The sequence below is a fragment of the Vibrio sp. J2-4 genome, from assembly GCF_021728155.1.
In the GTDB taxonomy this organism is placed as follows: domain Bacteria; phylum Pseudomonadota; class Gammaproteobacteria; order Enterobacterales; family Vibrionaceae; genus Vibrio; species Vibrio diabolicus.
Genome location: NZ_JAKKCN010000002.1, coordinates 218,839 through 244,211, shown reverse-complemented (window position 1 = coordinate 244,211; position 25,373 = coordinate 218,839). Strand labels below are relative to the sequence as shown.

The 25,373-nt window shown below is 44.7% G+C and carries 23 protein-coding genes; 5 read left to right on the top strand and 18 right to left on the bottom strand.

Features of this window, described 5'->3' with window-relative positions:
- Positions 1 to 6: 6 nt before the first annotated feature.
- The 11 genes from L3V32_RS06490 to L3V32_RS06440 form a co-directional block, all read right to left on the bottom strand.
- Positions 7 to 1,452, bottom strand: coding sequence for a CpaF family protein (locus L3V32_RS06490; protein ID WP_006742393.1), 1,446 nt, complete (start codon positions 1,450 to 1,452; stop codon positions 7 to 9).
- A 12-nt stretch (positions 1,453 to 1,464) separates the two neighbouring features.
- Complete coding sequence (locus L3V32_RS06485) at positions 1,465 to 2,673, bottom strand: AAA family ATPase (RefSeq protein ID WP_006742392.1); 1,209 nt, start codon at positions 2,671 to 2,673, stop codon at positions 1,465 to 1,467.
- 12 nt (positions 2,674 to 2,685) lie between these two features.
- Positions 2,686 to 3,204 (bottom strand): TadE/TadG family type IV pilus assembly protein, encoded by a 519-nt coding sequence (locus L3V32_RS06480; protein WP_041852895.1) that lies wholly within the window; start codon positions 3,202 to 3,204, stop codon positions 2,686 to 2,688.
- Complete coding sequence (locus L3V32_RS06475; protein ID WP_012841464.1) at positions 3,201 to 3,665, bottom strand: TadE/TadG family type IV pilus assembly protein; 465 nt, start codon at positions 3,663 to 3,665, stop codon at positions 3,201 to 3,203. Before L3V32_RS06475 ends, L3V32_RS06480 begins: the two co-directional genes overlap by 4 nt.
- A 1-nt stretch (position 3,666) precedes the next feature.
- On the bottom strand, positions 3,667 to 4,935 hold the full coding sequence (locus tag L3V32_RS06470; RefSeq protein WP_109169524.1) for a pilus assembly protein TadG-related protein: 1,269 nt from the start codon (positions 4,933 to 4,935) through the stop codon (positions 3,667 to 3,669).
- A 25-nt stretch (positions 4,936 to 4,960) separates the two neighbouring features.
- Entirely contained in the window at positions 4,961 to 5,185 is a 225-nt protein-coding gene (locus L3V32_RS06465) for a hypothetical protein (RefSeq protein WP_012841463.1), read from the bottom strand.
- Between the two features lie 13 nt (positions 5,186 to 5,198).
- Positions 5,199 to 6,662, bottom strand: coding sequence for a type II and III secretion system protein family protein (locus L3V32_RS06460; protein ID WP_006742390.1), 1,464 nt, complete (start codon positions 6,660 to 6,662; stop codon positions 5,199 to 5,201).
- Between the two features lie 7 nt (positions 6,663 to 6,669).
- A complete protein-coding gene (gene cpaB / locus L3V32_RS06455; protein WP_006742389.1) occupies positions 6,670 to 7,425 on the bottom strand; it encodes a Flp pilus assembly protein CpaB in 756 nt (251 codons plus the stop codon).
- A 13-nt stretch (positions 7,426 to 7,438) separates the two neighbouring features.
- Entirely contained in the window at positions 7,439 to 8,752 is a 1,314-nt protein-coding gene (locus L3V32_RS06450) for a hypothetical protein (protein ID WP_006742388.1), read from the bottom strand.
- A gap of 61 nt (positions 8,753 to 8,813) precedes the next feature.
- Positions 8,814 to 9,302, bottom strand: a complete 489-nt coding sequence (locus tag L3V32_RS06445; protein ID WP_041852894.1) for a prepilin peptidase — start codon at positions 9,300 to 9,302, stop codon at positions 8,814 to 8,816.
- Positions 9,302 to 9,475: a Flp family type IVb pilin gene (locus tag L3V32_RS06440; RefSeq protein ID WP_031781043.1), complete on the bottom strand. Its 174-nt coding sequence runs from the start codon at positions 9,473 to 9,475 to the stop codon at positions 9,302 to 9,304. The genes L3V32_RS06445 and L3V32_RS06440 overlap by 1 nt, the downstream gene beginning before the upstream one ends.
- 330 nt (positions 9,476 to 9,805) lie before the next feature.
- Between L3V32_RS06440 and L3V32_RS06435 the strand changes: the two genes are divergently transcribed.
- Both L3V32_RS06435 and L3V32_RS06430 read left to right on the top strand, forming a co-directional pair.
- Positions 9,806 to 10,531: an AraC family transcriptional regulator gene (locus L3V32_RS06435; protein WP_237283996.1), complete on the top strand. Its 726-nt coding sequence runs from the start codon at positions 9,806 to 9,808 to the stop codon at positions 10,529 to 10,531.
- Between the two features lie 148 nt (positions 10,532 to 10,679).
- The gene (locus tag L3V32_RS06430) at positions 10,680 to 12,371 is read left to right on the top strand and encodes an AMP-binding protein (RefSeq protein ID WP_237283995.1); all 1,692 of its coding nucleotides are present in this window, start codon (positions 10,680 to 10,682) and stop codon (positions 12,369 to 12,371) included.
- Positions 12,372 to 12,439: 68 nt separating this feature from the next.
- Here the strand turns inward: L3V32_RS06430 and L3V32_RS06425 are convergent, their stop codons facing one another.
- The gene (locus tag L3V32_RS06425) at positions 12,440 to 12,649 is read right to left on the bottom strand and encodes a DUF1127 domain-containing protein (protein ID WP_041852893.1); all 210 of its coding nucleotides are present in this window, start codon (positions 12,647 to 12,649) and stop codon (positions 12,440 to 12,442) included.
- Between the two features lie 98 nt (positions 12,650 to 12,747).
- On the opposite strand from L3V32_RS06425, the gene L3V32_RS06420 reads away from it, so the two are divergent.
- Positions 12,748 to 13,698 (top strand): LysR substrate-binding domain-containing protein, encoded by a 951-nt coding sequence (locus L3V32_RS06420; RefSeq protein ID WP_237283994.1) that lies wholly within the window; start codon positions 12,748 to 12,750, stop codon positions 13,696 to 13,698.
- Positions 13,699 to 13,816: 118 nt separating this feature from the next.
- Here L3V32_RS06420 and fusA read toward each other — a convergent pair whose 3' ends face one another.
- Together fusA and radA are read right to left on the bottom strand one after the other, a co-directional pair.
- A complete protein-coding gene (fusA, locus tag L3V32_RS06415; protein WP_012841459.1) occupies positions 13,817 to 15,907 on the bottom strand; it encodes an elongation factor G in 2,091 nt (696 codons plus the stop codon).
- Positions 15,908 to 16,122: 215 nt separating this feature from the next.
- Positions 16,123 to 17,502: a DNA repair protein RadA gene (radA, locus tag L3V32_RS06410; RefSeq protein ID WP_046875036.1), complete on the bottom strand. Its 1,380-nt coding sequence runs from the start codon at positions 17,500 to 17,502 to the stop codon at positions 16,123 to 16,125.
- Positions 17,503 to 17,638: 136 nt separating this feature from the next.
- On the opposite strand from radA, the gene L3V32_RS06405 reads away from it, so the two are divergent.
- Positions 17,639 to 19,987 (top strand): PilZ domain-containing protein, encoded by a 2,349-nt coding sequence (locus L3V32_RS06405; RefSeq protein WP_182036653.1) that lies wholly within the window; start codon positions 17,639 to 17,641, stop codon positions 19,985 to 19,987.
- Positions 19,988 to 20,051: 64 nt separating this feature from the next.
- On the opposite strand, the gene serB is transcribed toward L3V32_RS06405, so the two are convergent.
- A complete protein-coding gene (serB, locus tag L3V32_RS06400) occupies positions 20,052 to 21,032 on the bottom strand; it encodes a phosphoserine phosphatase (RefSeq protein WP_006742382.1) in 981 nt (326 codons plus the stop codon).
- Positions 21,033 to 21,123: 91 nt separating this feature from the next.
- Between serB and L3V32_RS06395 the strand changes: the two genes are divergently transcribed.
- Positions 21,124 to 21,729 carry a YtjB family periplasmic protein gene (locus tag L3V32_RS06395; protein ID WP_041852892.1) on the top strand — a complete coding sequence of 202 codons (606 nt, stop codon included), beginning with the start codon at positions 21,124 to 21,126 and terminating at the stop codon, positions 21,727 to 21,729.
- Positions 21,730 to 21,826: 97 nt separating this feature from the next.
- Here L3V32_RS06395 and deoD read toward each other — a convergent pair whose 3' ends face one another.
- The 3 genes from deoD to deoA all read right to left on the bottom strand — a co-directional run bounded on the left by deoD (position 21,827) and on the right by deoA (position 25,302).
- The gene (deoD, locus tag L3V32_RS06390; protein ID WP_006742381.1) at positions 21,827 to 22,546 is read right to left on the bottom strand and encodes a purine-nucleoside phosphorylase; all 720 of its coding nucleotides are present in this window, start codon (positions 22,544 to 22,546) and stop codon (positions 21,827 to 21,829) included.
- A gap of 138 nt (positions 22,547 to 22,684) precedes the next feature.
- Positions 22,685 to 23,905: a phosphopentomutase gene (locus tag L3V32_RS06385; RefSeq protein WP_237283993.1), complete on the bottom strand. Its 1,221-nt coding sequence runs from the start codon at positions 23,903 to 23,905 to the stop codon at positions 22,685 to 22,687.
- Positions 23,906 to 23,973: 68 nt separating this feature from the next.
- Positions 23,974 to 25,302 carry a thymidine phosphorylase gene (gene deoA, locus L3V32_RS06380; protein ID WP_176320136.1) on the bottom strand — a complete coding sequence of 443 codons (1,329 nt, stop codon included), beginning with the start codon at positions 25,300 to 25,302 and terminating at the stop codon, positions 23,974 to 23,976.
- Positions 25,303 to 25,373 lie beyond the last annotated feature (71 nt).

Sequence of the window (25,373 nt, the reverse complement as noted above, 5' to 3'; positions counted from 1 at the left end):
AATCTCCTAACGGGCTTTTTCATTGAATATTTCAAATGGTACGTCTAAGCCTCGTTTTACTAATTGGTCATGACAGCTTGGTACAATTCCTGTTGCCATGTAATCACCTAACACATTACCTTCTTGATCGACCCCTCTCCTTTGGAAGGTGAAGATCTCCGACATGGTGATAACGTCGCCTTCCATGCCATTGATTTCTTGTACGCTGACCATGCGGCGTTTACCGTCTTCTTGGCGATCCATTTGCACGACAATATTGATGGCGGAGGCAATCTGCGCTCTCAAGTTTTTGGTCGACACATTCCAACCCGCCATCGAGAACATATTCTCAATACGGCTCAACGCATCCCTTGGTGTGTTAGCGTGAATGGTGGCCAGCGACCCATCATGACCCGTGTTCATTGCCGATAACATATCCACCGCTTCTGAGCCACGAACCTCACCAACAACTATCCGGTCAGGACGCATACGTAGCGAGTTTTTCACTAAATCGCGCTGAGATATTTCACCTTTACCCTCGATATTAGAAGGACGTGTTTCTAAGCGGATAATATGTGGCTGTTGGAGTTGTAACTCTGCCGAATCCTCAATGGTCACAATACGTTGATCACTTGGAATGAAGCCCGACAAAATATTCAGCGTGGTTGTTTTACCAGAGCCTGTACCACCAGAAATCAGGATATTCATTTCCCCCACAACCGCAGCATTGAGAAACTTCGCCATCTCTGGAGATAACGAACCAAGCTCTAATAGGTTATCCATATTCAAACGTTCAACCGCAAAACGTCGAATAGAAACGGAAGGGCCATCAATGGCAAGAGGAGGAATAATCGCATTGAAACGCGAACCGTCTTTGAGTCGAGCATCCACCATTGGTGATGCTTCATCGATTCTTCGTCCAACCTGGCTAACAATGCGATCAATGATGTTGCGCAGATGGCGCTCATCTAAGAAGGTATGTGGCGTTTTCTCGAGCTTACCAAAACGTTCGACAAAGATATTTTTCGGACCATTGACCAAGATATCTGAAATCGTTGGGTCTTCAAGCAGCGGTTCCAGCGGCCCTAGACCAAACACTTCATCTTCAATTTGATGTATCACACGATTGCGAGCTTCAGAGCTCAACGGGTGTGTTTGATCTTCAGCAATGAGCTGAACGACCGCTTCGCGTAACTCCTCTTTCGCACGATCTTCTTGCAAGTGCGATAGAAGCCCGAGATCCAAGGTATCCAGTAGCTTTTTGTGATAGTAGTGTTTGATCGAGAGATCTTGTTCTAGCTGTTTTTTCTGCTCCTCGATCGCTTTCATCTTGGCTTCAACAGGCGATAAAGCCCTTTGCTCATCTGACGTATCTTCGTCAGATTTTGCCAACTCGACATTCACAACTTTGGATTCTTTTGTTTCATCTACGGAATTGAAAGAACTCCCGACGCCTTTCCGTTTGAAAAACATAACTCCCCCTTACTAAGAAAATAGTTTTTTGATCCAACTTTGATTCTCTTTGGTCGGACTTTCTAATAAGTGCGATATTTCAGCCAAAGAAGCTTTCAGCGCACTATTTTTCTTAGATTGAACAATTGGGTTACCCAAATTAGCGCTCTCGATAGCAATAGCAAAATTATTAGGTACTAAATGTATCGCATGTCCACTAACTGCATTTTCAATGTCTTTCAAAGATATTGTTGATTTCTTTTCAAAACGATTAACAATCAGTTCAACCTGATGACTACTTAAACCATAGTCTAATTCTAAAGAACGTATATAGCTGACAGCATGCTTAACCGAAGTAACATTCTGCTGCATAATTAAAAAGATATGCGTAGCCGGAGAAACAATTTGTTGATAAACATGCTCAACACCATGAGACAAATCCACAATAATATGTGAGTAAAACTGTCTCAGAATAGGTAATAACTTACTGACTTGAACTGCGTGTTTATGATTATCCTTGGTATCATTTTGGTTAAAACATAAATAATTCAAACCTGAAGGATGTTGATATACGAGACCTTCTAGTGATAACTCATCCAAATCATTAACAGAATCAATCACATCATTAATATTGTATTTTGGCTTACAGTTTAAATAATCGGCCGCATCACTAAACTGCATATCTAAGTCAATGAGCAATACTTTACTCTTCGCGTAACTTGACAGTTCTATCGCGGTGTTGATCGCCAGTGTTGTTGCACCCGAACCACCTTTTGTATTGATAAATAAAGTTAAATCGCCCATTTGTTTATTGGCAATCTTTTCATCCGCGGTCGATTTTAATAGCGGATAAAGCTCACCAAGATCAACAGAACGCGACAAATAGTCTGTTGCGCCAAGCCTCAACGCCATTTTGAGAGATGCAGTATCGTTTTCATCACCAAATACAATCAAAGCGGTGTGATTATGCTGTAAGCTACTGTCACTAGAGTACACATGAGCCACTTTCTGCGCCCAACTTTCACCGGTTTCAATATAAATAAGATCGGGAATTTGCTTATTTTTCACAAAGTCCAAATTAAAAGACTCTAGCTCTATCCAATCAATATTTAGATTGACACATTCGGATAATTCATCAGCAATATGAATTTTAAAGTTTGACGTAGAATAAACTATCCAAACAATCAAGTTAGTTTTTAAACTTTTATATGTTTCTTCATTTATTTTAACTGGTTTCAACATAAAGCTACTCCATTAGCAATCCGTAATGACATTGGTCCCTTCGGGTCTAAGTATTCCTAAACTCTCTGCAGGCAATATAGTTTCAAAAGCTGGAGTACTCCCTACTGCATTAATTAAAGCAGCTAAAACAAAAAACTGAAAAGTATAATTTACCGCTCTTGCTCGAACATATTTAATTTGAGAAAACTGCGCATTTAATACGTCATTAGACGCTGGAGGGGTAGAAAGAAAGCCTGATACATCAACACTTGCACCAGCTTCATCAAGATAATCTATCTGTAAATTACTCGCAGAAAAGCCTGATGGATAGAGATCTGATACAGCTGGTAAGTTAGGAATGTCATCCCTATCAGCGATATAGCACACGGTAGCAAGCCTCGCAGCTCTTCGTGTTACCTCATTGACCATTTGCACCGAAAAGAAATAGATCGCAAACTCGATGATCAAAAACAGGACTAATATAACGGCCAAAGCGATTACCGAGAACTCAAGCTGAGTCACTCCTTTTTGTTTCGTTATCAATCGTTTCATGGGCCTGTCCTCATAGACGTGGTCGCCCCAATGCTAAATTGCAAAGAAGTGCTCGAAAAAGGTAAAGTCGAGAATATCGGCACGTAATTGTAAGTCGCCGATAGAGTGACCACCTTATTGGTACTCGTTGGTTGGGTAATGACAATATCGTCCACACTGATATGGTCTATCACAGGTGTAGTAGAGGCAATTGGGCTTCCATACACAACGACATTCTTGATACTGGTTTCGTCAGCAATTGACTCAAAGTTCAACGTGCCGTACGTATCAACGACCGCATACCTTGCCCCATTCTGCAGCGCTTTATTGACCTCGGTATACTGAATAAAAGCTCGGCTCACATCGATCACTAAAACGGTGAGCATCAATAGCACTGGCAAGGCGAGAATAAACTCTATGATTGCCAGCCCTTGTTGACTGCAAATATTTGGCCTTTGATGCTTTCTATTTGAATACAACATATCAAGAGGCCCCGCTAAACGGATCTTTGTATAGCTGGATACGGTAGAAGCCTTTATCTGTCGGATCCGTGCCAGTCGAACCGTTATTAATTAAACAATCATAAAGAAATTGCCCAAATACTGATGATTGACCTGAGTTACTGACTTTTTGTAGTAAAAAGAAGCAACCAAAGCCCAAAACATCAAAATCAGACTTACCAGTAGAAGCCGTACAATCTACGATAGGGATACGTAAAATCCGGCGTCCGTTCAGACCACCATCACCTGTATAACTACTGCCATCACAAGCTCCTCCGCTTTCACAAGAGCTTAGCTCCTGACGATAGTTGGCGTAATACAGATCGCCTGCGTACTCCGCATCGGTCTCAGCCAAAACATCGGGCTCTCTCACGTATTTGTCTGGTAAAACCGTTCCGTCATTTTTAATCGGTCCCGAAAAGTCGTTGAGCCTCACATTCAGTCCCTGTGCAACTGGACCTGCACTATTACCTGGTTTAGTCGTAACGGTATCGCCAATTGAGGCGCAACCGTTGTAAGCACCAGACAATGCATCACGAACTAAGGCTGCACCACTATTACCCGTTCCTTGCCCAAAATCGAGTAACTGAAAGTTCCCGGGCCCCATATCGGTGTTATTCTGATCCCCGACTTTCAGCTCATGCACTAGAGAAGGATCCATATCTACATTAGGGTCGTAACCCGGCGGACGATACCCCCATGCATCACTCACATCACCAGCAGGATCACCACACATGGCGATTGGCGTTAAATTACACGTATATGCAATAGCCGCACTCCGCCCTGCAACCGCACTCGCAGAGACCTCTTTATCAATCCCAAACAAACCACTCAAATACTGCGTTAGGCTAATATCGGTGACCGCTACGCGGACATAAATATCGTACTCCCCCAATGGCGGGGTAAAACTTGCTGCACTTACAAACGTCTGCATATCATGCGAGAATGTCACTGCTGTATTACTGTCACTAAACGTCAGCTCAGAATTTCCAGGCTCGGTTGATATTCCACTAAGCGTTGTTCTCACTGCGGTTTCAGCCTGATTCACATCCTCTGTCTTATCGGCAACGACAGCACCTGCAAGGGCCGCAGTATCGACCGCATTCTGTAAACGTGTTTTATTAAGAACTTGGTGGTTTAAATCAATACCAAACGCCGCAACGCCTAGCAGAATCAACAAAACCAAGCTTATCAACACTAAGGTAATCCCTTTCTGGGTTCGCCTTGGTGCTATATGCATATTCCTTCGCATAGCCCCTCCTAAGTGAACATATCACTTACTCATCTTTGGCTACCCCGTTGTTGTTATATACCTCTAAGCTAACTTGTGTACGCTCACCACTACCTTCCGGTAAATAACCCAAATTCTCATACCACGCTTCTGGATTAAGAGTTTGTTCAGCGCGCAACTGGCTAACCGAGATACCAAGCTCGGGGTCATTCGCACAGCCAAACAAGCCGAATGATGTGAAACAAATGGTCATTATCATTATGCTTTTCATCTTGCTCTCCCACTTATAGACTGTGCCCAAACTTGCCCTCAGAGCCACCTTCTGACGAACCGTATTGAATAAAGTTGTTGTTAGTATCTTCTTCGCTGATGTCGTTTAGCTGGTATCTATCGAAATCCAACTCAGCACCTTTACCAAGCAAATAGAACTCCACATCGTTCGGAGCCACAAAGCCATCCGTTGGCAGTGTGATTCGACGTCGGTCGATTGGGGTTGCTAATCGAGGGGTGACCAGAATGACAAGTTCTGTTTCCCCTGAGGTAAACTCTTCACTCTTGAACAAGCGTCCCAAAACAGGTAAATCACTCGCTCCAGGTATGCCATCCGCGACATTACGTGCGTTTTCACTCAATAAGCCTGCAATACCAATGGTTTGGCCATCAGCCAGCTCAATCGTGGTGCCAGCACTTCGTTTAGTGATTGGCGGAATAAAGAACGTGGCATTCACTTCGTTTGGATTAAACGTCAGCACACCTGAGTTGGATATTTCACTCACATTGACGTTCAATTTGAGGTTGATTCTCTTATCACTCAAAATAAACGGAACGAAGTCGAGTTGAACACCGTACTCTTTATAATCGATGGTAATACCATCTTCATTTGGTACTGGAATTGGGAATTCACCACCAGCGACAAACTCGGCTTGCGTACCACTTAATGCGGTAAGGCTAGGCTCTGCCAACACTTTCGCCACGCCATTTTGTTTCGCCACATCAAGCGCGAAGGTAAACAAGGTATTGCTATCGATAAACGACCCTAGAAAACCGAAATCTTCGACTGTTGGGACGTTCAAAATCGGTCCAATGCCATCAATACCACCACCAGCAGTCGTACCACCCCAGGTAAAGTCTCCACTTCTTTGGAAAAAGTGGAAGTTTGAGTCAAAACGTCTTACCAGTGTGCGCTGCACTTCAGCAACGGTCACTTCTAGCGTCACCTGTTGAGCCCCGCCAATAGAAAGTAGATTGATCACCATGCTGTCATCATCTTTAGAGCTGTCATCTTCTTCATCTGCCGCTTCACCCAAAGCGAAGGTTTCAGCAATTTTGACCGCAGTGTCCATGTTTTGCTGACTGCTGACCAAGCCTCTAAGTACCACTTTTTCTTGCGCACTGTGCACTTCGATATTTTCATCCGGCAAGAACTGATAAAGCTTCGACTTAAGCGTGTTTAGATCATGCGTGACTTCCACGTTAAACTGCTCAATTAACCGGCCTCGGCGATCCCACACCGACACATTCGTGGTACCTAACTTCTTACCAATAAGAAACAGCTCGTTCGATCTGAGCACTAAAATATCCAAGACTTCTGGATCCCCTAACGTCACTTTCTTCGCTTGGCCGGATATCATCAATTGGGTTGATTGGTGATGCGCAACGGTCACGACTTTTCCTGACTGCACCGTGGCTGCGTTAACAGACAAGCTGACAAAAAGTAACTGGCTAACGAGTAATATTATTGTTTTCATAATTCACCTAATTGCTGACTCGGACACTGGATGCCTGAGATCCCTTAATAATGGTCACACTAGGTCGTGGCGTGTATTTTCTTGCTACAACAGGTTTATCCACTTCATGAGGGTTGCGTAGAGCAAGTTGAATGTCGCCTTTGCTGTTCGCCGATAAGAGCTTTTCTGCCTCTTTCGGTGTTACTTCTAAAGTCACCGCACGCACAATAACGGGTTTGTTATCATTGGTTTTGGCTGTTTGGTCGACCGCAAGAACGTTGATGTTTTTAAGCACCGTTTTTGTTGTGGCGTTTTTACCTTGTCCATAACTCACGGTATTCAATACATCGACCTTATTGCCCGGTAACAAGAACCCAGCCACACCGATAACGTCATTAACACGAATGGTGATTGCTCGTTTGTTTTCAGGGATTAAAGCAGCAAGTGTCGCGCCCTCACCGGGCAATGCAAGACGATTCGAGTTAACCAGCTCGCCCGCATAAATGGTATTGGCAACAATTCTTCCCAATGCCTGTTCTTGTACTTTTAGCGTTTCATCGTCTATCCAATCCACTTCCATGAGCTTAGTAGACAAATGTTTCTCAGATAGAATGGTCCCTGGCTCTAGTTCCATGGCGGCAACTAAAACTGGGTGTCTTTCGACCTCTTCTAACTCGACAGTTGGTTGGTTTCTGCCATCCATCCATTGTTTAGCGATCAACACGGCGGCAAGGCCGAAAACAATGGAGAGCAACAGCAACATGATGACTTGAGTCCGACTCATAATTTAGATCTCCCTATTCATCCACTGTGAAGTACAGTCCCCAGGCACGGGTTAAAATGTCTGATGAGACGACCTTCTCTTTCCCTTCGAACACCAAAATATCGCGGCTAATACCGAGTAAGTCTTTTGGTAAACAAGGGTAGTTGGCGACATCATTGTCGCGATGTAACTGACTTAACGTATCGAAAAACTCAGGCACAAGCGTCATTTGGTAATCTTTAGCAAGCGAAACCCAAAGCGCTTGATAATCTGTCAAACCAAGCGGTGTAAACTCGATCTTGTAACCCAAACGACGTAAAAAAGCGGGGTCTGCAATTTTGCTTGGTGCAAAGTTGGAGGAGAATGCCAGAGTGAGCATAAACGGCACCGTGACTTGTTGACCATTTGGCAAAGCCAAGTGGTCAAATAAGTATTCCATTGGAACGATCCATCTATTTAGCAGGGCATCAACTGGCATTGACTGACGACCAAGGTCATCAATCACCAAGATTCCGTTGTTAGCCATCATTTGCAGTGGCGCAATCCATACACGATTATGCTCGCTGTGGTTTACCTCAAGCATATCCAATGTCAGCTCACCGCCCACTTGAATGTTTGGTCTTTCACAAAGAACCCAGCGTTTGTCGTAATGCGTTTCCAACTTAACGAAAACCTGAGAATGGGAGTTGTCTAAACGACGGTGATGATGCTCTGAGAACACTTTGATGATGTTGCCATCGGCATATACGGCATAAGGAATGAATACCGAAGTGTTCATTGCATTGAGCACTCTTGATGCGACGTAACTTTTACCGGTACCCGCATGACCATACAGCAACAAAGCACGACCCGAGTTAATGGCCGGCCCTAAAACGGGTATCAAATGATCCGAACCAAACACGTCAGACAGCGCTCGCTCAACATCATTGCGATTAATAGGATGCTTGCGAAGATCTTGTCCCTCAACAACCGTCCAATATTCTTCCAAAGAGACGGGAACAGGACCGATATACGGATCTTTTCTATACGCAATGTCTGCTTCTGCAAGCCCAAGCTCAGTTAAACTGTAGCGTACGTTGGAATACGATGTACTCAACTTGTCTGATGCTGGCTGATAAACTTCTACCCAACTTCGCTTTCTTAACTGCGCCAAAGCAAGCTCGACAATATTCGAAACAATACAAAGCCGTTGCGTTAATTCGATTAAGTCACATTTGGGATAGGCAGACAGATGTTTCAACACTAGGTTTTCAACAACTGAAGACGGCACGCCAAGTCCCTCGACAGACGAAGGCACCTTTGGTGGATTTATTTGTGGCACGAGTTTTTCCCAATACACAGAGCCCATCACACTTCCCCTCTTGAAGTTGCCTAGTCAACTGATGCTGCATGCCATTTTTTATTATTATTTAATGGGTGTAGGAGAAATAAGCTAATCCAATTACGATTATCGGCGCGAAAGGAATGACTAACGGCTTATTAGACCTAAAGCCTGGTGTTACTTTTTCTAAGCAATACCCTTTTATCTGGTGTGATAGAGCAACACTAGTCGATGACACGTGTAACATTAGATAAAAAATGCCCACGATGCCTCCAGCAAGTATTATTCCAGTAGACGCTTCCCCAAGGTTACTCAGACCCAGCCATGCCCCTATGACGGCGAGCAACTTAACGTCTCCTCCAGCCATTACTTTGAACAGATACAGCGCGAAACACACTGCAAACGCAACCAACCCACCATATAAATGATCCAAGCCACTTGTTGCTGGGTTGTAAATTACGTTTGCAGTAACAGCAACCAAAAGCATAAGCACCGCTTTGTTTGGTATTCTGTGTTTCTGAGCGTCTGATACTCCAATCGCAATAAGCAATGACCAAATAACTAACTCGCTAACCATTACGAGCTGCTGATACGACCAGCTACTGAAGTAAACTTGTTAGACAAAGTCGTCCAGAAGCCTGAAGTCAAGAACGCTGTAACAATTAACGCCGCACCTAGAATGTACTCTAAAAGTGTTAGCCCCTCTTCATCTTCCATGAAGTCCTTGATTAGATTGCGAAAGTTATCCATAAGATTATCCCCTTTAACGTATCTCGCTATTAATGATACAGGTCTCATGTGCACCTGAATCATGCTTAAACATTAGTCACCGAGAATTAGGGGGGTTAGGACTTTTTTGCCAAAGGTTGGTACTTTCTTGCCTACCTGCGCTTCAGAATCAAAATGTATCAATAACGAGACACATCATCACCAACTATGTGACACCTTTCACACTTGCAGTATGACTATATAAGCCTAAGCTTAATAAACGAAAGGGTGAGGTCTGAAGCTCAAGGAATGAGGCTCGACTGACCTCAATACATACTAACGTTGGTGTAGTACGTACTGAGCGGGATTCATATGGATAGACTGACCAAAGCTTATTGGATTGGAGAGACTCTTTGCTCGCTGCCGGAATCACTTCGCTGTGAGTTTGATAAGAGCTTTGAGATTATGGACTGTAGCAACGATATCTCTGTGCTTAGCGATAAAGAACACAGCTATTTCTTCTACTACATGACTTGCGATCATCGAGAGCACCTGAAAGGCGTCATCACGCTCTGTGAAAATCTCGACAAAAAACTGATCGTTATACATCCAACCGATATCGAGCCTCACTTACCGCCAAAGCATATTTGTGCGGAATATTATACGTTGAATGAAATCACCCTCCCGATTTGGCTATCACAGATAAAATTGAAATACTTTTTGCACAGCAAGGTCGACGAAGAACAAATTTCGGTCGATAAACTCTTTTCTCGAAGCGGAAAGTCGAATTTTTCTGACGTGGTTCATTACATCGCCAATAACGTCCATAAAGACCTAAGAGAAGAGGAAGCTGCTGCGCTTTGTCACTACTCACCGAACTACTTTTCCAAAGTATTTCATCGCAAAGTTGGTATGTGCTTTCGTGATTATGTCACTGCGAAACGCATTTCATTAGCAAAGAAAATGCTCGTTGAAAATGAATCCATGAAAATTGCCTATATTGCTTATCAATGTGGATACCGAGATGTCTCTTACTTTTCTCGAATTTTTAAGAAAAAAACAGGCCTGTCCCCAGCGAATTATCGGCAACAGTTTTAGGCGCTATTAGTACCGACTTTAGGGGTAACTAACGCTATCCTCCCCACATATTTCATCAAAATGCATTCCCGTGTCGTTATTTAACATGCTAAAGTTAACAATGCGTTAACAATTATAAATACAACGAGAAGACATGGAGTCACTAAAAATGAATCAGCCGAATCTAAACAGCGCTGCTGGTTGCGCTCTCCCACCACCAAATGAAATGATTCTCAAATGGGCTCAAGAGCGTCCAAATGAGGTCTATCTAAAACAAATTATTAACCGACAATTTGTTGAATACACGTTCGCTGATGTTGCCGATCAAGCCTTAAAACTCGTCAGTGCACTACGCAACCTTGGAGTACAACCTGGTGACAAAGTAGCATTAGTATCTAAAAACTGTGCAGAGTGGTTTATTTGCGATCTTGCGATGATGCTTGGCGATTATGTCAGTGTGCCAATCTTTCCTACCGCCGGCGCGGACACCATCGAATACTGTGTGACTCATAGTGAAAGTAAAGCGCTCATTGGCGGAAAACTCGATGATCCTAAAGCAACCCAGCAAGTCATTGATGCAATGCCGGAGCTCATTAGTATCTCGCTCCCCTACGATACTGCACCAAAATGTCAGTATGAATACCAAGCACTCATTGCCGATGCAATGCCAAGTGAAGAGCGTCCACAGCACTACGACGATAAGCTAATGTCTTTGGTGTATACCTCAGGTACGTCAGGATTACCGAAAGGTGCAATGCTGACCTACGGAGCGTTTAACTGGTCAGTACAACAACTGATAAACCATATCGGTATTCAAGAAAATGATCGTCTATTTTCTTACTTACCTTTGGCTCATATTACAGAGCGCGTCTACATTTTTGGCTCATCTATCATGGGTGGTGTACCAACAGCATTTCCAGAATCATTGGATACCTTTATCGAAGATGTAAAAATGCACCGCCCGACTCTGTTTATCTCAGTCCCGCGATTATGGACGCTATTCCAACAACGTATTCAAGACAAACTTCCACAGAAGAAGCTCAACATTCTATTGAAAATCCCATTCGTCAACTCTCTGATCAAGAAAAAGCTCGCAGAAGGATTGGGGTTGGATCAAGCTCGAGTATTAGGCTGTGGCTCTGCCCCGGTATCACCAGCACTGCTGGAATGGTACCACTCTGTAGGACTCAATATTACTGAAGCTTGGGGCATGACAGAATCATTTGCTTATAGCACGCTCAACTACCCATTTAGAGCTGACAAAATTGGTAGTGTCGGTAATGCTGGACCAGGTATTGAGTTAAAAATCGCTGACGATGATGAAATCATGGTGCGTGGCAAAGGGCTATTTTCTGGCTACTACAAAAATGACATTGCCACCCAAGAGTCTTTTGATTCAGAGGGCTGGCTACACACAGGCGATATCGGCTCTATCGACTCAGATGGTTACCTAACCATTCAAGGCCGTAAAAAAGATAACTTTAAAACCGCCAAAGGTAAGTTTGTCTCTCCAGTTCCTATCGAGAAAAAACTTTTCGAATACAGTCGCGTAGAGATGATGTGCCTCATCGGTTTAGGGCTACCAGCCCCGATTCTTTTGGTTGTTCCACATGATTTTCCTAACTTTGATCGGGAGCGGTACGCACGAACCACCCGCAAAGTCATTGCAAAAATGAATCAAGAACTCGTCTCTCATGAGCAAATCAAAGGCGTATTAATGATTAAAGAGCCTTGGAGCATTGAAAATGGCGTATTGACGCCAACACTCAAAATTAAACGTCATGTGCTTGAGCAAAAGTATCATGAAATTGGTCACAACTGGCCGAAAGGTGAATTGGTTGTGTGGGAAGAAGACTTATAGCCTTGTCTGCACTCCTCAATATCATTGGGGAGTGCAGTTTAATTCTGAGCTTGAATCAGACTCATAAACTACTCTCTCCAAAAAGGCTTCCTCACTTCACTATTAATCTCCTTTTCATCTAATCCTATATCGTCCCAAAGATGTTCTGGTAACTCTCTCAAGTGACGACGTGTCTTGTAGTTTCTTCTCCAACTAGCAAGTTTAGAATAAATTAACTGTAATCCGGTCTGATGGTCAGCTGGTAAAGTGCGCTCACAAGTGTGTGTCATGTTTTCCATGTAACCAACTCCTATAACAATGTTGACCACTTAATAATCAGCGACTACGCTGATATCCTCAAACGATAGAATCTGCCATTGAGTTAAGGAAAACTAATGTGAAAGATCGAATGCCTCCCTTACAGGGCTTGTATTACTTCTTCGTTGCAGCAAAGGAAGGTAGCTTTAAAACAGCGGCAAAAGAATTGTTTGTTACGCCAGCTGCCATCAGTCAGCAAATTCGTCATCTTGAAGAGTTTTTAGGAACGGACTTATTTGTTCGTCAGCACAGAAAAATCGTGCTCACACCTGAGGGAGGGCTGCTGTTTACTCAGGCTGAAAGAGGGTTTGCTCATTTGCAGCAAGGGGTTAGATTGGTTAATCAAGATCCTAATCCTAACCACCTTTCGATATCAACACTCCCCTCTTTCGCTCACCATTGGTTAGTCCCGAAAATTACGGCTTTTCGTCAGCGTCACCCTGATATCACCTTACTATTAGAACCAACCAATGATTTGGTGTCTTTTCAAGATAGTCAGATCGATTTGTTTGTCCGTTACGGTTTAGGAAAATACCCAAATTTAGAATCACAATGGCTAATGGATGAAGCTTTTTATCCTGCCTGTCATCCGGTTTATCAGAAAGAGCACGGCATCTATCGCATTGAAGATTTAAGCAAAGCAGAGCTCATCGAAGACGTTTGGCCAGATCTGGACTGGAACATGTGGTTAGCGAGACTTGGTCATTCAGCGGCAAAGCCTGCTTTAAAATACAGTGGCTCACACTTAGTGTTAGAAGCGGCGTTATCACTACAAGGCGTAGCGCTCGTCAAACACAGTTTAGCTCATCAATATTTTCGTTCAGGCAAACTGGTCCGAATTGGTGATATAGCCATTAAACCCAAATTTGCGTATTACCTGTGCGCTCCAAAAGGCTACTTAAAGCGACCTAAAGCCCAATTGTTTGCACAATGGTTGAGAGAAGAAATAGAAACATTTGAAAAGTCAGTGATACCGGATTTTAAAACCATCGACCTCAATGTTAGTAATACTGGCTCAGCTTCAGAATAATCGGTAAACAACACCAAAGGCGTATATCAGCGAAACAAAAACGCGCTGTGTGTAAGCGGTTAGATACAAAAAGCCCCGCACTAGGCGGGGCTTTCAAGTTATAGAGTTAACTTAAGAATTACTTCTTAGCGTTACGCTCTTTAACGTCAGCAATTACTTGCTCAGCAACGTTTGCTGGACATGGTGCGTAGTGTGAGAACTCCATAGAGAACTGACCACGACCAGAAGTCATTGTACGTAGAGTACCGATGTAACCAAACATTTCTGATAGAGGTACATCACCCTTGATACGTACGCCAGTAGACGCAGCTTGTTGGTCTTTGATCATACCACGACGACGGTTAAGGTCACCGATTACGTCACCAACGTGATCTTCTGGAGTGAACACGTCAACTTTCATGATTGGTTCAAGAAGTTGCGCGCCAGCTTTAGGCATAGACTGACGGAATGCGCCTTTAGCAGCGATTTCGTAAGCGATAGCTGAAGAGTCAACTGCGTGGAAACCACCGTCGAATAGTTCAACTTCAACGTCTAGAGTTGGGAAGCCAGCTAGAACACCGTGCTCCATCATTGACGCAAAGCCTTTCTCAACTGCAGGCCAGAATTCTTTAGGTACGTTACCACCAACAACTGTTGATTTGAACGTGAAGCCAGAGTTTGGCTCACCTGGTTTGATGCGGTAATCGATCTTACCGAACTGACCAGAACCACCAGACTGTTTCTTGTGCGTGTAGCTGTCTTCGATTGCTTGAGTGATAGTTTCACGGTAAGCAACCTGTGGAGCACCAACTTCTAGCTCAACGCCGTAAGTACGCTTAAGGATATCTACCTTGATGTCTAGGTGAAGTTCACCCATACCTTTCAGGATAGTTTCGCCTGAATCTTCATCAGTCTCAACTTGGAATGATGGATCTTCTGCAACCATTTTACCGATCGCGATACCCATCTTCTCAGAACCGCCTTTATCTTTAGGCTTAACTGCGATAGAGATTACTGGATCTGGGAAGATCATTGGCTCAAGAGTACATTCGTGCTTAGGATCACATAGAGTGTGACCAGTTTGAACGTTCTTCATACCAACTACAGCGATGATGTCACCAGCTTGTGCTGAATCGATCTCGTTACGCTCGTCTGCGTGCATCTCAACCATACGGCCGATACGCTCTGTTTTACCAGTTGCAGAGTTAAGTACTGTGTCACCTTTCTTCATCTTACCAGAGTAGATGCGGATAAAGGTTAGAGCACCAAAACGGTCGTCCATGATCTTAAATGCAAGCGCACGTAGTGGCTCGTCTGCAGATACAGTCGCAACTTCACCAGTTGGCTCACCAGTCTCTGAATCAGTTAGAGGCTGTGGATCAACTTCTGTTGGAGATGGTAGGTAATCAATTACCGCGTCAAGAATAAGTTGGATACCTTTGTTCTTGTACGCTGAACCACAGTAAGTTGGGAAGAATGCTAGATCACGAGTACCTTTACGGATACAACGTTTGATGTCTTCTAGAGATGGCTCTTCGCCTTCTTCTAGGTAAGCCATCATTAGATCTTCGTCTTGCTCTAGAGCAGTTTCGATTAGCATTTCACGGTATTCAGCAGCTTTTTCTACCATGTCTGCTGGAATATCTTGAACTTCGTAGTTCTCTGGCTGGCCAGACTCATCCCATACGTAAGCTTGTTGGCTTAGTACGTCTACAACACCTACGAAATCTTCTTCGATACCGATAGGTAGAGTCATAACTAGAGGTGTAGCACCTAGTACGTTTTGTACTTGATCTACAACTTTGTAGAAATCTGCGCCCATACGGTCTAGTTTGTTAACGAAGATCAGACGTGATACGTGTGATTCGTCAGCGTAACGCCAGTTAGTTTCTGACTGAGGCTCAACACCACCAGAACCACAGAATACACCGATACCACCGTCAAGTACTTTTAGAGAACGGTAAACTTCGATAGTGAAGTCAACGTGTCCAGGAGTATCGATGATGTTTAGACGGTGATCGTTCCAGAAACAAGTTGTTGCTGCAGACTGGATTGTGATACCACGTTCAGCTTCCTGCTCCATGAAGTCAGTTGTAGTTGAACCGTCGTGTGTATCACCGATCTTATGGATCTTACCAGTTAGCTTTAGGATACGCTCTGTAGAGGTAGTTTTACCCGCGTCTACGTGAGCAAAAATACCAATGTTTCTGTATTTTGATAAATCAGTCATTGTCTTACTCTGTTAATAAGGTATAAAGTGCGCGCAGAGTATATCACATTCTGTCAATACTGATACCCTTGCGTGCGGATGGAAGAAAAAAAATTTTAACGTGAAATTTCCGTCCCCAAAGCATAGTCAAACACAGCAATTTATGTACTTTATTCGCATTTTATTGAGGACGGATAGAACAGTTTGTGATTACACAAATACCATTCTTATGAGCATTACAGCTCGTCAAAAGCCTCTATAGCTTCCGACAATTTCTTAACGCCGTGAATTTGCATGCCAGGAATGCCGCCTTTCGGCATGTTGGCTGCAGGCACAATGGCTTTCTTGAAACCATGTTTGAACGCTTCATTCAAACGTTCTTGCCCACTTGGCACAGGACGGATTTCGCCTGCAAGCCCGACCTCCCCAAAAATAACCACATCTTTAGGTAGTGGACGGTCACGAAAACTCGATAAAAGCGCCATAACTAACGCAAGATCGGCACTCGTCTCCGTCACCTTAACACCGCCAACCACATTAACAAAGACATCTTGGTCTGCCATTTGTAAGCCACCATGCTTATGCAACACAGCGAGCAAAAGTGATAAACGGTTCTGCTCCAAACCGACCGCAACACGGCGAGGGTTTGCCAATTGGGAGTAATCCACCAACGCTTGAATCTCTACTAATAGAGGACGCGTACCTTCCCAAACCACCATAACAGAAGAACCTGATGTTTCTTCTTCACCACGAGAAAGGAAAATCGCGGATGGGTTACTCACTTCTTTCAACCCTTGGCCTGTCATTGCAAAAACACCGAGCTCATTCACAGCGCCAAAGCGGTTTTTATGACTACGCAATGTGCGAAAGCGGCTATCAGTACCACCATCAAGCAGCACTGAACAGTCTATAATGTGCTCAAGAACTTTAGGGCCCGCAAGGGTACCATCTTTTGTTACGTGACCAACAATAAATACCGCGACGTTATTCTGTTTTGCGTATCGTGTCAGAGCAGTCGCAGATTCACGTACTTGAGCAACACTGCCCGGTGACGATTGAACATCTGAAACGTGCATTACCTGAATCGAGTCAATCACCATAATACGAGGTTGCTCTTTTTCGGCGATTTGGCAAATTTTGTCGACGTTCGTTTCCGATAGCATTTTTAAGTGCTCTTTCGGCAACCCTAGTCGAGAAGCACGCATTGCTACCTGCTGCAACGATTCTTCACCTGTTACGTAGAGCGTTGGCATTTGCGCAGACAAACTACACATGGTTTGCAGCAACAAGGTGGATTTACCAGCGCCAGGGTTACCACCAATCAAAATAGCGGCGCCGGGTACAACGCCCCCACCTAATACGCGGTCAAGCTCTTTAAACCCACTGGTGAAGCGTGGCACTTCCTGCAGATCAATTTCAGATAACGTTTGAACTGTTGCTTCTGTTGCGGAACCCGCGTAGCCGGATAAACGTTCATTACGAGCAACCGTTGGCGATGCAGCGATACGGACTTCTGTTATCGTATTCCACGAACCACATGCGTTACACTGCCCCTGCCAACGGGGAAAATCCGCGCCACAATCATTACAAACATACGCTCGTTTTGCTTTCGCCATGATGCCTCGATTTTTTCTACAAATGTGACTAAGCACAGCCAAGTCAGACCTTAACTGAAATGAACTATTGATATACTTAAGTTTTACTTCGCTTAGCCGATACAATTTAAAGTAACGACATACTCTAACAGAAATAATGCAGCAATCTGAAATTCTCTCGATCGCAGAACGACTCATTCCCGTTTACGGTTCGGATGACTTTGACTTTGTCCTTGGCCAATTGACCGAGGAAGAGCCGCCTTCGGCCAAAATCTTAGTGAAAATGGAACTTAACCGCTTGATGGCTCCGTGCAAAAAAAGCATCGATCTGCGCGGTCGCGTCCAAGGTGAATGTCGCGAGTATATTTTGGATGGTATTCCACATTGGTTAGATGACGTTGCTTTCAACGCTTACCATAAAAACATCAAAAAGTTTGGCGGCTACACTGAGGGAATGTGGGAAGCTTTGGTCAACACACGGAATAACTTTCGCGTAATGAGCAAACGTCTGACTCAACAAAAAACGCAATCGTTAACGGATCCTAAAAGCCCTTTCTTAGCGGAGCCCGTTCACCTCGGCTATGACTTAAAGCGCCAAGAAAAGCGCTTGAAAGTCCAATCTCAAGTCGAGATTTGCCGATCTAAAGGGCAACTTCTGCATGGGTTAAGCATTGACTTATCCTGCTCTGGCGCAAAGTTCAAAGTCCCAAGTGCGTTTAAATATAACCTTGGGGAGATTATTCAGGTCACGTTTACTGAGTTTGCCAGCAAATCTCAGGTTGCCGGTATAGAGAAACCGCTGGCGTACCGCATACTTGCGGTTGATGACTGTTACGAGAATGACTCAGTTCGATACCTCAGAACCATACGTTTAACTGAAACCAATGTCGTTACTCGAGTGATCGATGAAGCGCTCAACAGCGCAGCTAAAAGAGCTCGTCACGATAATCAAGATAAGATCATTCGAGCTCGAACTCGTGGTTATGAGCACATCGCACTTAAGCACACCAGCAGCTTACCTCTATTCTTTGATGGCAGTGAGCTGAAACTCGCTATGTTGACGCCAAACAATCAAAAGCTTTGGCAGTACTGGCATGATGAAAGGAACCAGCAAATGTTTGGGTCCTTATTTAATGAGAAGCGAGTCGCGTCACTCATTAAACCTGGCGTTAAAGGCACCACCAATGTCCTTTATTCATTTACTCACGAGCACGAAAACCGAACCTATTTCTATTCGATGCTTCGTCCTGAGGCCACTCGTGAACAACGCCAGCTATTTTGGCATTTAGGTGCTAAACGTGAAAGTTGGCGCGCGTTTAGAATTTCGATATTTGAACTGTCAGAGCAAGAACAGGAAGACTTAGCCGCTTTCTCTCCGGAGTTAGCTGAAACGTCCCAATCATTGACTCACATTGGCATCTTGCAAGAAATTGCTGACGAAAAATCAGGGCAGGATTATCTGCTCACTGAAAAGCCGCGCTTACCCGCAAATACGTTAAATGCATTTCGCCATCCGAGAAGAGTTATAGGCAACCCGAAAGGCATTTATTTTGATGCCAAGTCTCGTCGTAAAGAGCCACGTTACCGATTTAAGACCCCAATAGAACTACGTTCTGGGCCCGTCACAGCGAGCGGCAGCACCGTCGATATTTCAAAGCGAGGGCTCGGCATTAAACTGGACGAACCTACCATGTTGCGCTCTGGGCAAGAGGTTCAAGTCAACTTCCGAGAGTTACAACTCTACGACAAAAAGCTGCCTTTAACGTCGGTGCCATACCGGGTAATTCGTGTTAGCCCAGATGGCTGTAGCGTACAGTTAGTTATTGATGAAAGCAGCCACACCATTAAAGTGATCGCCTTTTTCAACAGCATTATCGAGCACAATCAAGATAAGTTGATCCCGCAGAAAGAGATGCTACCGAGTAATGCGTTACTTGAAAGACTGCACAGCATGTTGCTCTCTCGAACTCTGAGCACACCCATTTTTATCAGTAAAACAGCGTCGTCTTCAATCAAAACCCCCGTTATTGGGGTGAATTTGCCGCTACCTAAGCACATTGAGCTTTTTGCACGCCTTGGGCACGATCAATTGTTGTCACTTGAACCTATCTTTAAAGGTCGAACAAGCACATTAATCGCAGAGCCGATAAAGCGTGTAGAGGGAGCTCAAGCAAGGCATCAGGATATCTACATTAGCGCAGCCAAAGTCGGCAATAAAATTACAGGCATTGAGTCTAAGCTTCATCAAGAGTTCAACAGCGTAAAAGAACGGATTCAATTTATAAAGAAAGCGCGAATGATGGGGGACTTCTACGTGATTCGCTTATCTACAGCCCCAATTTTCGATCCGATGACATCGTTGCTGCAACAAGATTTAAGTGACTTAACCCAATTTGGTGTACATCAAGCGAGCAAATTAGAAAAGGAGCTGACCGCTTTGGTCGGTTACAGTGAGTTTGAAGACATTACGGAAGAAGTTGTAATTAGGTTGGAGTTAACCGAGTAAATTTAGAGCCATACTAAGTCAACGAAAAACACCGCCAGAAAGGCGGTGTTTTTGAATGGATAAATTAAGGTTTTGCTTTCCAGCTGACCTTTTGCTGCTTCACCAGTGCACCAGATAAAATACAGAGCACACCGCCTAAGCCTGCAAAGCGAATCGCAGATTGCGCTTGAGCTTCCACTTTAGGTTTTGCGTGGTACGCGATACCTAAGCCCGCCACCGACATCATCACAAGATCGTTAGCGCCATCACCGACAGCAACCGTGTTGTGCTGCTCAATTTCGTATTCATCCGCCAACTCCACCAGGATATCTGACTTCATCTGCGCGGTAACCACATCGCCAAGTACGTTCCCCGTGAGCTTACCATTAATGATTTCCAACTGATTAGAGCGAGCAAAATCTAAATCGACTTTATCTTTGATGTAGTCCGAGAAGTAAGTAAAACCACCGGAAGCAATCGCTGTTTTCCAGCCTAGTGCTTTTAACGTTGCGATTAACGCTTCAAAGTCCGGCATAAATGGCAATTGGGAACGAACTTGTTCAAGAATTGATTCATCAGCACCTTTGAGCTTGCCTACGCGTTGACGCAAACTTTGCTCAAAATCCAGTTCTCCTTGCATCGCACGTTCAGTAACTTCTGCCACCTCATCCCCGACTCCGGCCAATTTTGCGATTTCATCAATACACTCTATCTGGATTGCCGTTGAGTCCATGTCAAATACAATCAAACCTTGGGTTGAGAGATCTGGAACTTCATTAAGCGAGGCGTAATCCAAGTTGAGGCTTTGTAAGATCGTTTCGTGTTGAGGGGTCAACTCTCCTGCCATCAAGGCGACTTCATATTGGCCAACTTTCCACGTTTCTAACACGGGGTTGTAGACCCCTGTGAAGAAATCAATGTCTTCAAAATGACGTGGCGAAAGGTATTCTGCAAACACTATCCAGTTTGCTTTTGCTTTATCTAGTTGGGAGGCAAATCGAGTCTCGGGTAATCGTTTTAAAAGTGTCGTATGTTTTCTGATAGGCAAGCTTTTTGACGCGTCCATGTATATAATCCCTTATGACTTTGCTAAAACGTTACCTCAACAAACTAAAAAGGCAAGTCTTTGTTTTATTTTAAATGGATGAGTAAAGAGCATGAGTGAATCCTTGTTCTCAGTAAGGAATGCCCTAAGAATTCTGGCACTAATCCTACTGTGTGTGATGTTGTTTATCACGATCAAAAACAGTGTTGTGATCAGTAAGGGCAACGAGAAAATTCAAGCACAGCAGCTTGAGACACTCACCAAAGTTTTGATTTCACAGGCGTCTCTTTCTGCCAGTGAAATGATTTTGACCAAAGATCAAGAACGCTTACTTAAGCTGACAAACCAGCTAGCACAAGACCGTTTGGTGTTTGATGCGACAATATATGATGCACAAGGCGTACGTTTAGCGTCTAGTGAAGATGCGCTATCGGTACGCGAAGTTTTAGGCTTAGACACGCCCTTGGCAACAGCTTCCATTGGCCGCCAGCAGTTGGTTGAACCAGTATTTGCCGATGAAGCACTCATCGGTTTTGTTCGCGTTACCTTTGAGACAGGTCGTGTAACCGCGATTTCTGACCACCACTATCGTAAGAGTGATCGCTACATGTACATGATGGTGCTAATGAGTTTTGTGTGCGGCATGTTATTCATTATGATTTTACGTAGACAGCCTATCCGCCGTAAAAAAGCGCAAAACCTACTGCTAACCAAATAGTCAGTCGGTAATCAACATCTAATACAAAAACAGCCCGCATTGTGCGGGCTGTTCTTTTAGTTCTTAATGTCAAGAAACTAAGATGACTCTTTGTCGCTTATTCTTCGTCGCCTAGCAATACTGAATCTAGTGCGATTAGCATCATGTCGTTGAATGTTGTTTGACGCTCATCAGAAGTTGTTTGCTCACCCGTTTTGATGTGATCTGAAACCGTACAGATTGTCAGAGCTTTTGCACCGTATTCTGCCGCTACGCCGTAGATACCCGCCGCTTCCATTTCAACACCAACAATGCCGTACTTGTCCATTACGTCGAACATTTCTGGATCTGGCGTGTAGAAAAGCTCCGCTGAAAATAGATTACCGACTTTCACATCAATGCCACGTGCTTTTGCTGCGTCTTCTGCCGCGCGAACCATTTTGTAGTCTGCGATTGCTGCAAAGTCATGACCTTTAAAACGGATACGGTTCACTTTAGAATCCGTACACGCGCCCATACCGATCACAACATCACGCACTTTGATGTCTTCGTTTACTGCGCCACAGCTACCAACACGGATGATTTTCTTCACGCCGAAGTCTTTAATTAGCTCCGTTGCGTAAATCGAGCATGATGGGATACCCATACCGTGGCCCATTACCGAGATCTTACGGCCTTTGTATGTGCCTGTGTAACCGAACATATTACGCACATCACACACTTGCACAACGTCTTCAAGGAAGGTTTCTGCGATGTATTTTGCACGTAGCGGGTCACCCGGCATCAGTACGACGTCTGCGAATGCACCCATTTCAGCATTGATATGTGGAGTTGCCATTTTCTTTTCCTTAACCTTTCTCTAGCGCTCCGCGCTTAAGGCGATATAAGCCAGAGTATTCTCATTTCCGACAAGCAGTACTTGCATACTGCAAACATAAAACTAGGAGCATTCAGCTCCTAGTTTTCAATATCCTAATTATAGGAAATTCTTACCGTAATCCATTGGAGAAGTACCGAAGTAGCTCGCCAATGTTTGGCCAATGTCTGCGAATGTTTCGCGGCAGCCAAGAGAGCCTGCTGGCACTTTTTGACCGTAAACCAATACTGGGATGTGCTCACGAGTATGGTCAGTACCTGGCCATGTTGGATCACAGCCGTGGTCTGCTGTTAGGATAAGCACGTCATCTTCACCCATCAGTTCTAGCACTTCATTGATGCGACCATCAAAGTACTCAAGCGCTGCAGCGTAACCCGCCACATCACGACGGTGACCGTAAGCTGAATCGAAGTCGACGAAGTTAGTGAATACGATGGTGTTATCACCCGCTTCTTTGATCGCTTCTTTCGTTGCTTCAAATAGTGCTGGAATGCCTGTTGCTTTGGTTTTCTTAGTGATCCCACAACCAGCATAAATATCTGAAATCTTACCGATGGAATGAACCTGACCGCCCTTCTCATCAACTAACTTTTGTAAGATAGTCGCTGATGGTGGCTCTACAGATAGGTCACGACGGTTACCCGTACGCTCAAATTGACCTTTACCCGGGCCAATGAATGGGCGCGCGATTACACGGCCGATGTTGTAATCTTCTAGTTCTTCACGCGCAATTTGGCAAAGCTCTAGTAAACGGTCTAGACCGAATGTCTCTTCGTGACAGGCTATTTGGAATACAGAGTCCGCAGAGGTGTAGAAGATTGGCTGCCCAGTCTTCATATGCTCTTCACCCAAGTCATCAAGAACTTGAGTACCAGATGCGTGGCAGTTACCTAGGAAACCGTCAAGACCCGCGCGCTCAAGGATGCGATCCGTCAGCTCTTTAGGGAAGCTGTTTGATTTGTCTGTGAAGTAACCCCAGTCAAACAGAACAGGAACACCTGCGATTTCCCAGTGACCAGACGGCGTATCTTTACCAGAAGAAAGCTCTGCTGCGTGACCGTACGCACCAATGATTTCGGCATCTGCGTCTAGGCCAGGTGCGAAGCGACCTGTTGACTCTTTATGTGCCATTGCCAAACCTAACTTAGATAGGTTTGGAAGGCGAAGTGCGCCTTGACGTTGGTCGTTATCTGCTAAGCCTTTTTCGCATTGTTCTGCGATGTGGCCTAGTGTGTCTGAACCTACATCACCAAATTTCTCAGCGTCAGCGGTTGCACCAATACCGAATGAGTCTAGTACTAAAATAAATGCTCTTTTCATTGCTCGTTCCTTAGGCCCACTCGGCTTTTTATTATGGTTGAGTAGGCCTTGTGTAATTACTTGTTCTATTAAATATCTTCTGCACGAATTTGGCGGTAAACCTCTGGAGTTGGTGTGTACTCACCACCTACTTTGATTGCACTGCGCAGTGCTTTTGCCGCTTCTTCCCACTGCTCTTCGCTGCGAGCGTGGATAACGGCAAGAGGTTTATCGCTATCTGCAACTTCGCCCAAGCGGATGAACTCGTCGAAACCTACGGCATAGTCGATTTCATCAGTAGCAACACGGCGACCACCACCCATAGCAACGACAGCCATGCCAATCGCACGCGTGTCCATGGCTGAAACAATGCCCGTTTCCGTCGCGTAAACTGGCTTGATGATTTCCGCTTTTTCTAGGTAGTTATCGTAGTTTTCTACGAAGTCTGCTGGGCCGCCAAGACCAGCAACCATCTTGCCGAAGCACTCAGCCGCTTTGCCGTTATCCAGCACTTCCATCAGTTTTGCGCGTGCGTCTTCTGTGTTCTCAGCCAGTTTGCCAAGTACCAGCATTTCTGCACAAGAAGCCATGGTGACTTCAAGTAGGCGTGGATTACGGTATTCACCAGTTAGGAAACGAACCGCTTCACGAACTTCCACCGCATTACCTGCCGAAGAGGCCAATACTTGGTTCATGTCTGTCAGGATTGCAGTGGTCTTAGTACCCGCACCGTTTGCTACTGCTACGATTGATTTCGCTAGCTCTTCAGACGCTTCGTAAGTTGGCATGAATGCACCAGAGCCGACTTTAACGTCCATCACTAGCGACTCCAGACCCGCCGCCAATTTCTTAGAAAGAATGGAAGCCGTGATCAGAGAAATGTTGTCTACGGTTGCGGTAATATCACGAGTCGCGTAAACACGCTTATCCGCTGGAGCAAGGTCACCAGTTTGACCGATGATCGCCACGCCTGCATCTTTAGTTACTTGCCCAAACACATCGTTGCTTGGTGTGATGTTGTAGCCTGGAATAGACTCAAGCTTATCTAGCGTACCACCTGTGTGGCCAAGACCACGGCCAGAGATCATTGGTACGAATCCGCCGCATGCTGCCACCATAGGGCCAAGCATCAAAGACGTTACGTCACCCACACCGCCGGTAGAGTGTTTGTCGACAATTGGGCCACCAAAGTTCATGTGGCTCCAGTCGATAACCATGCCCGAATCACGCATTGCACACGTTAAGGCGATGCGCTCATCCATGGTCATTTCATTGAAGAAAATCGTCATAGCAAACGCCGCGATCTGACCTTCAGATACGGTGTTATTTGCTACGCCTTGAATAAAGAAGTTGATTTCGTCTGCGGTAAGTACTTCACCGTCACGTTTTTTACGAATGATTTCTTGTGGTAAATACATTAGTGCCTCCCATGCTCTCAGTGAGCCATGGTTAAGTAGGATAGAAGAGGTTTGGTAGCACCCGTTTAGGT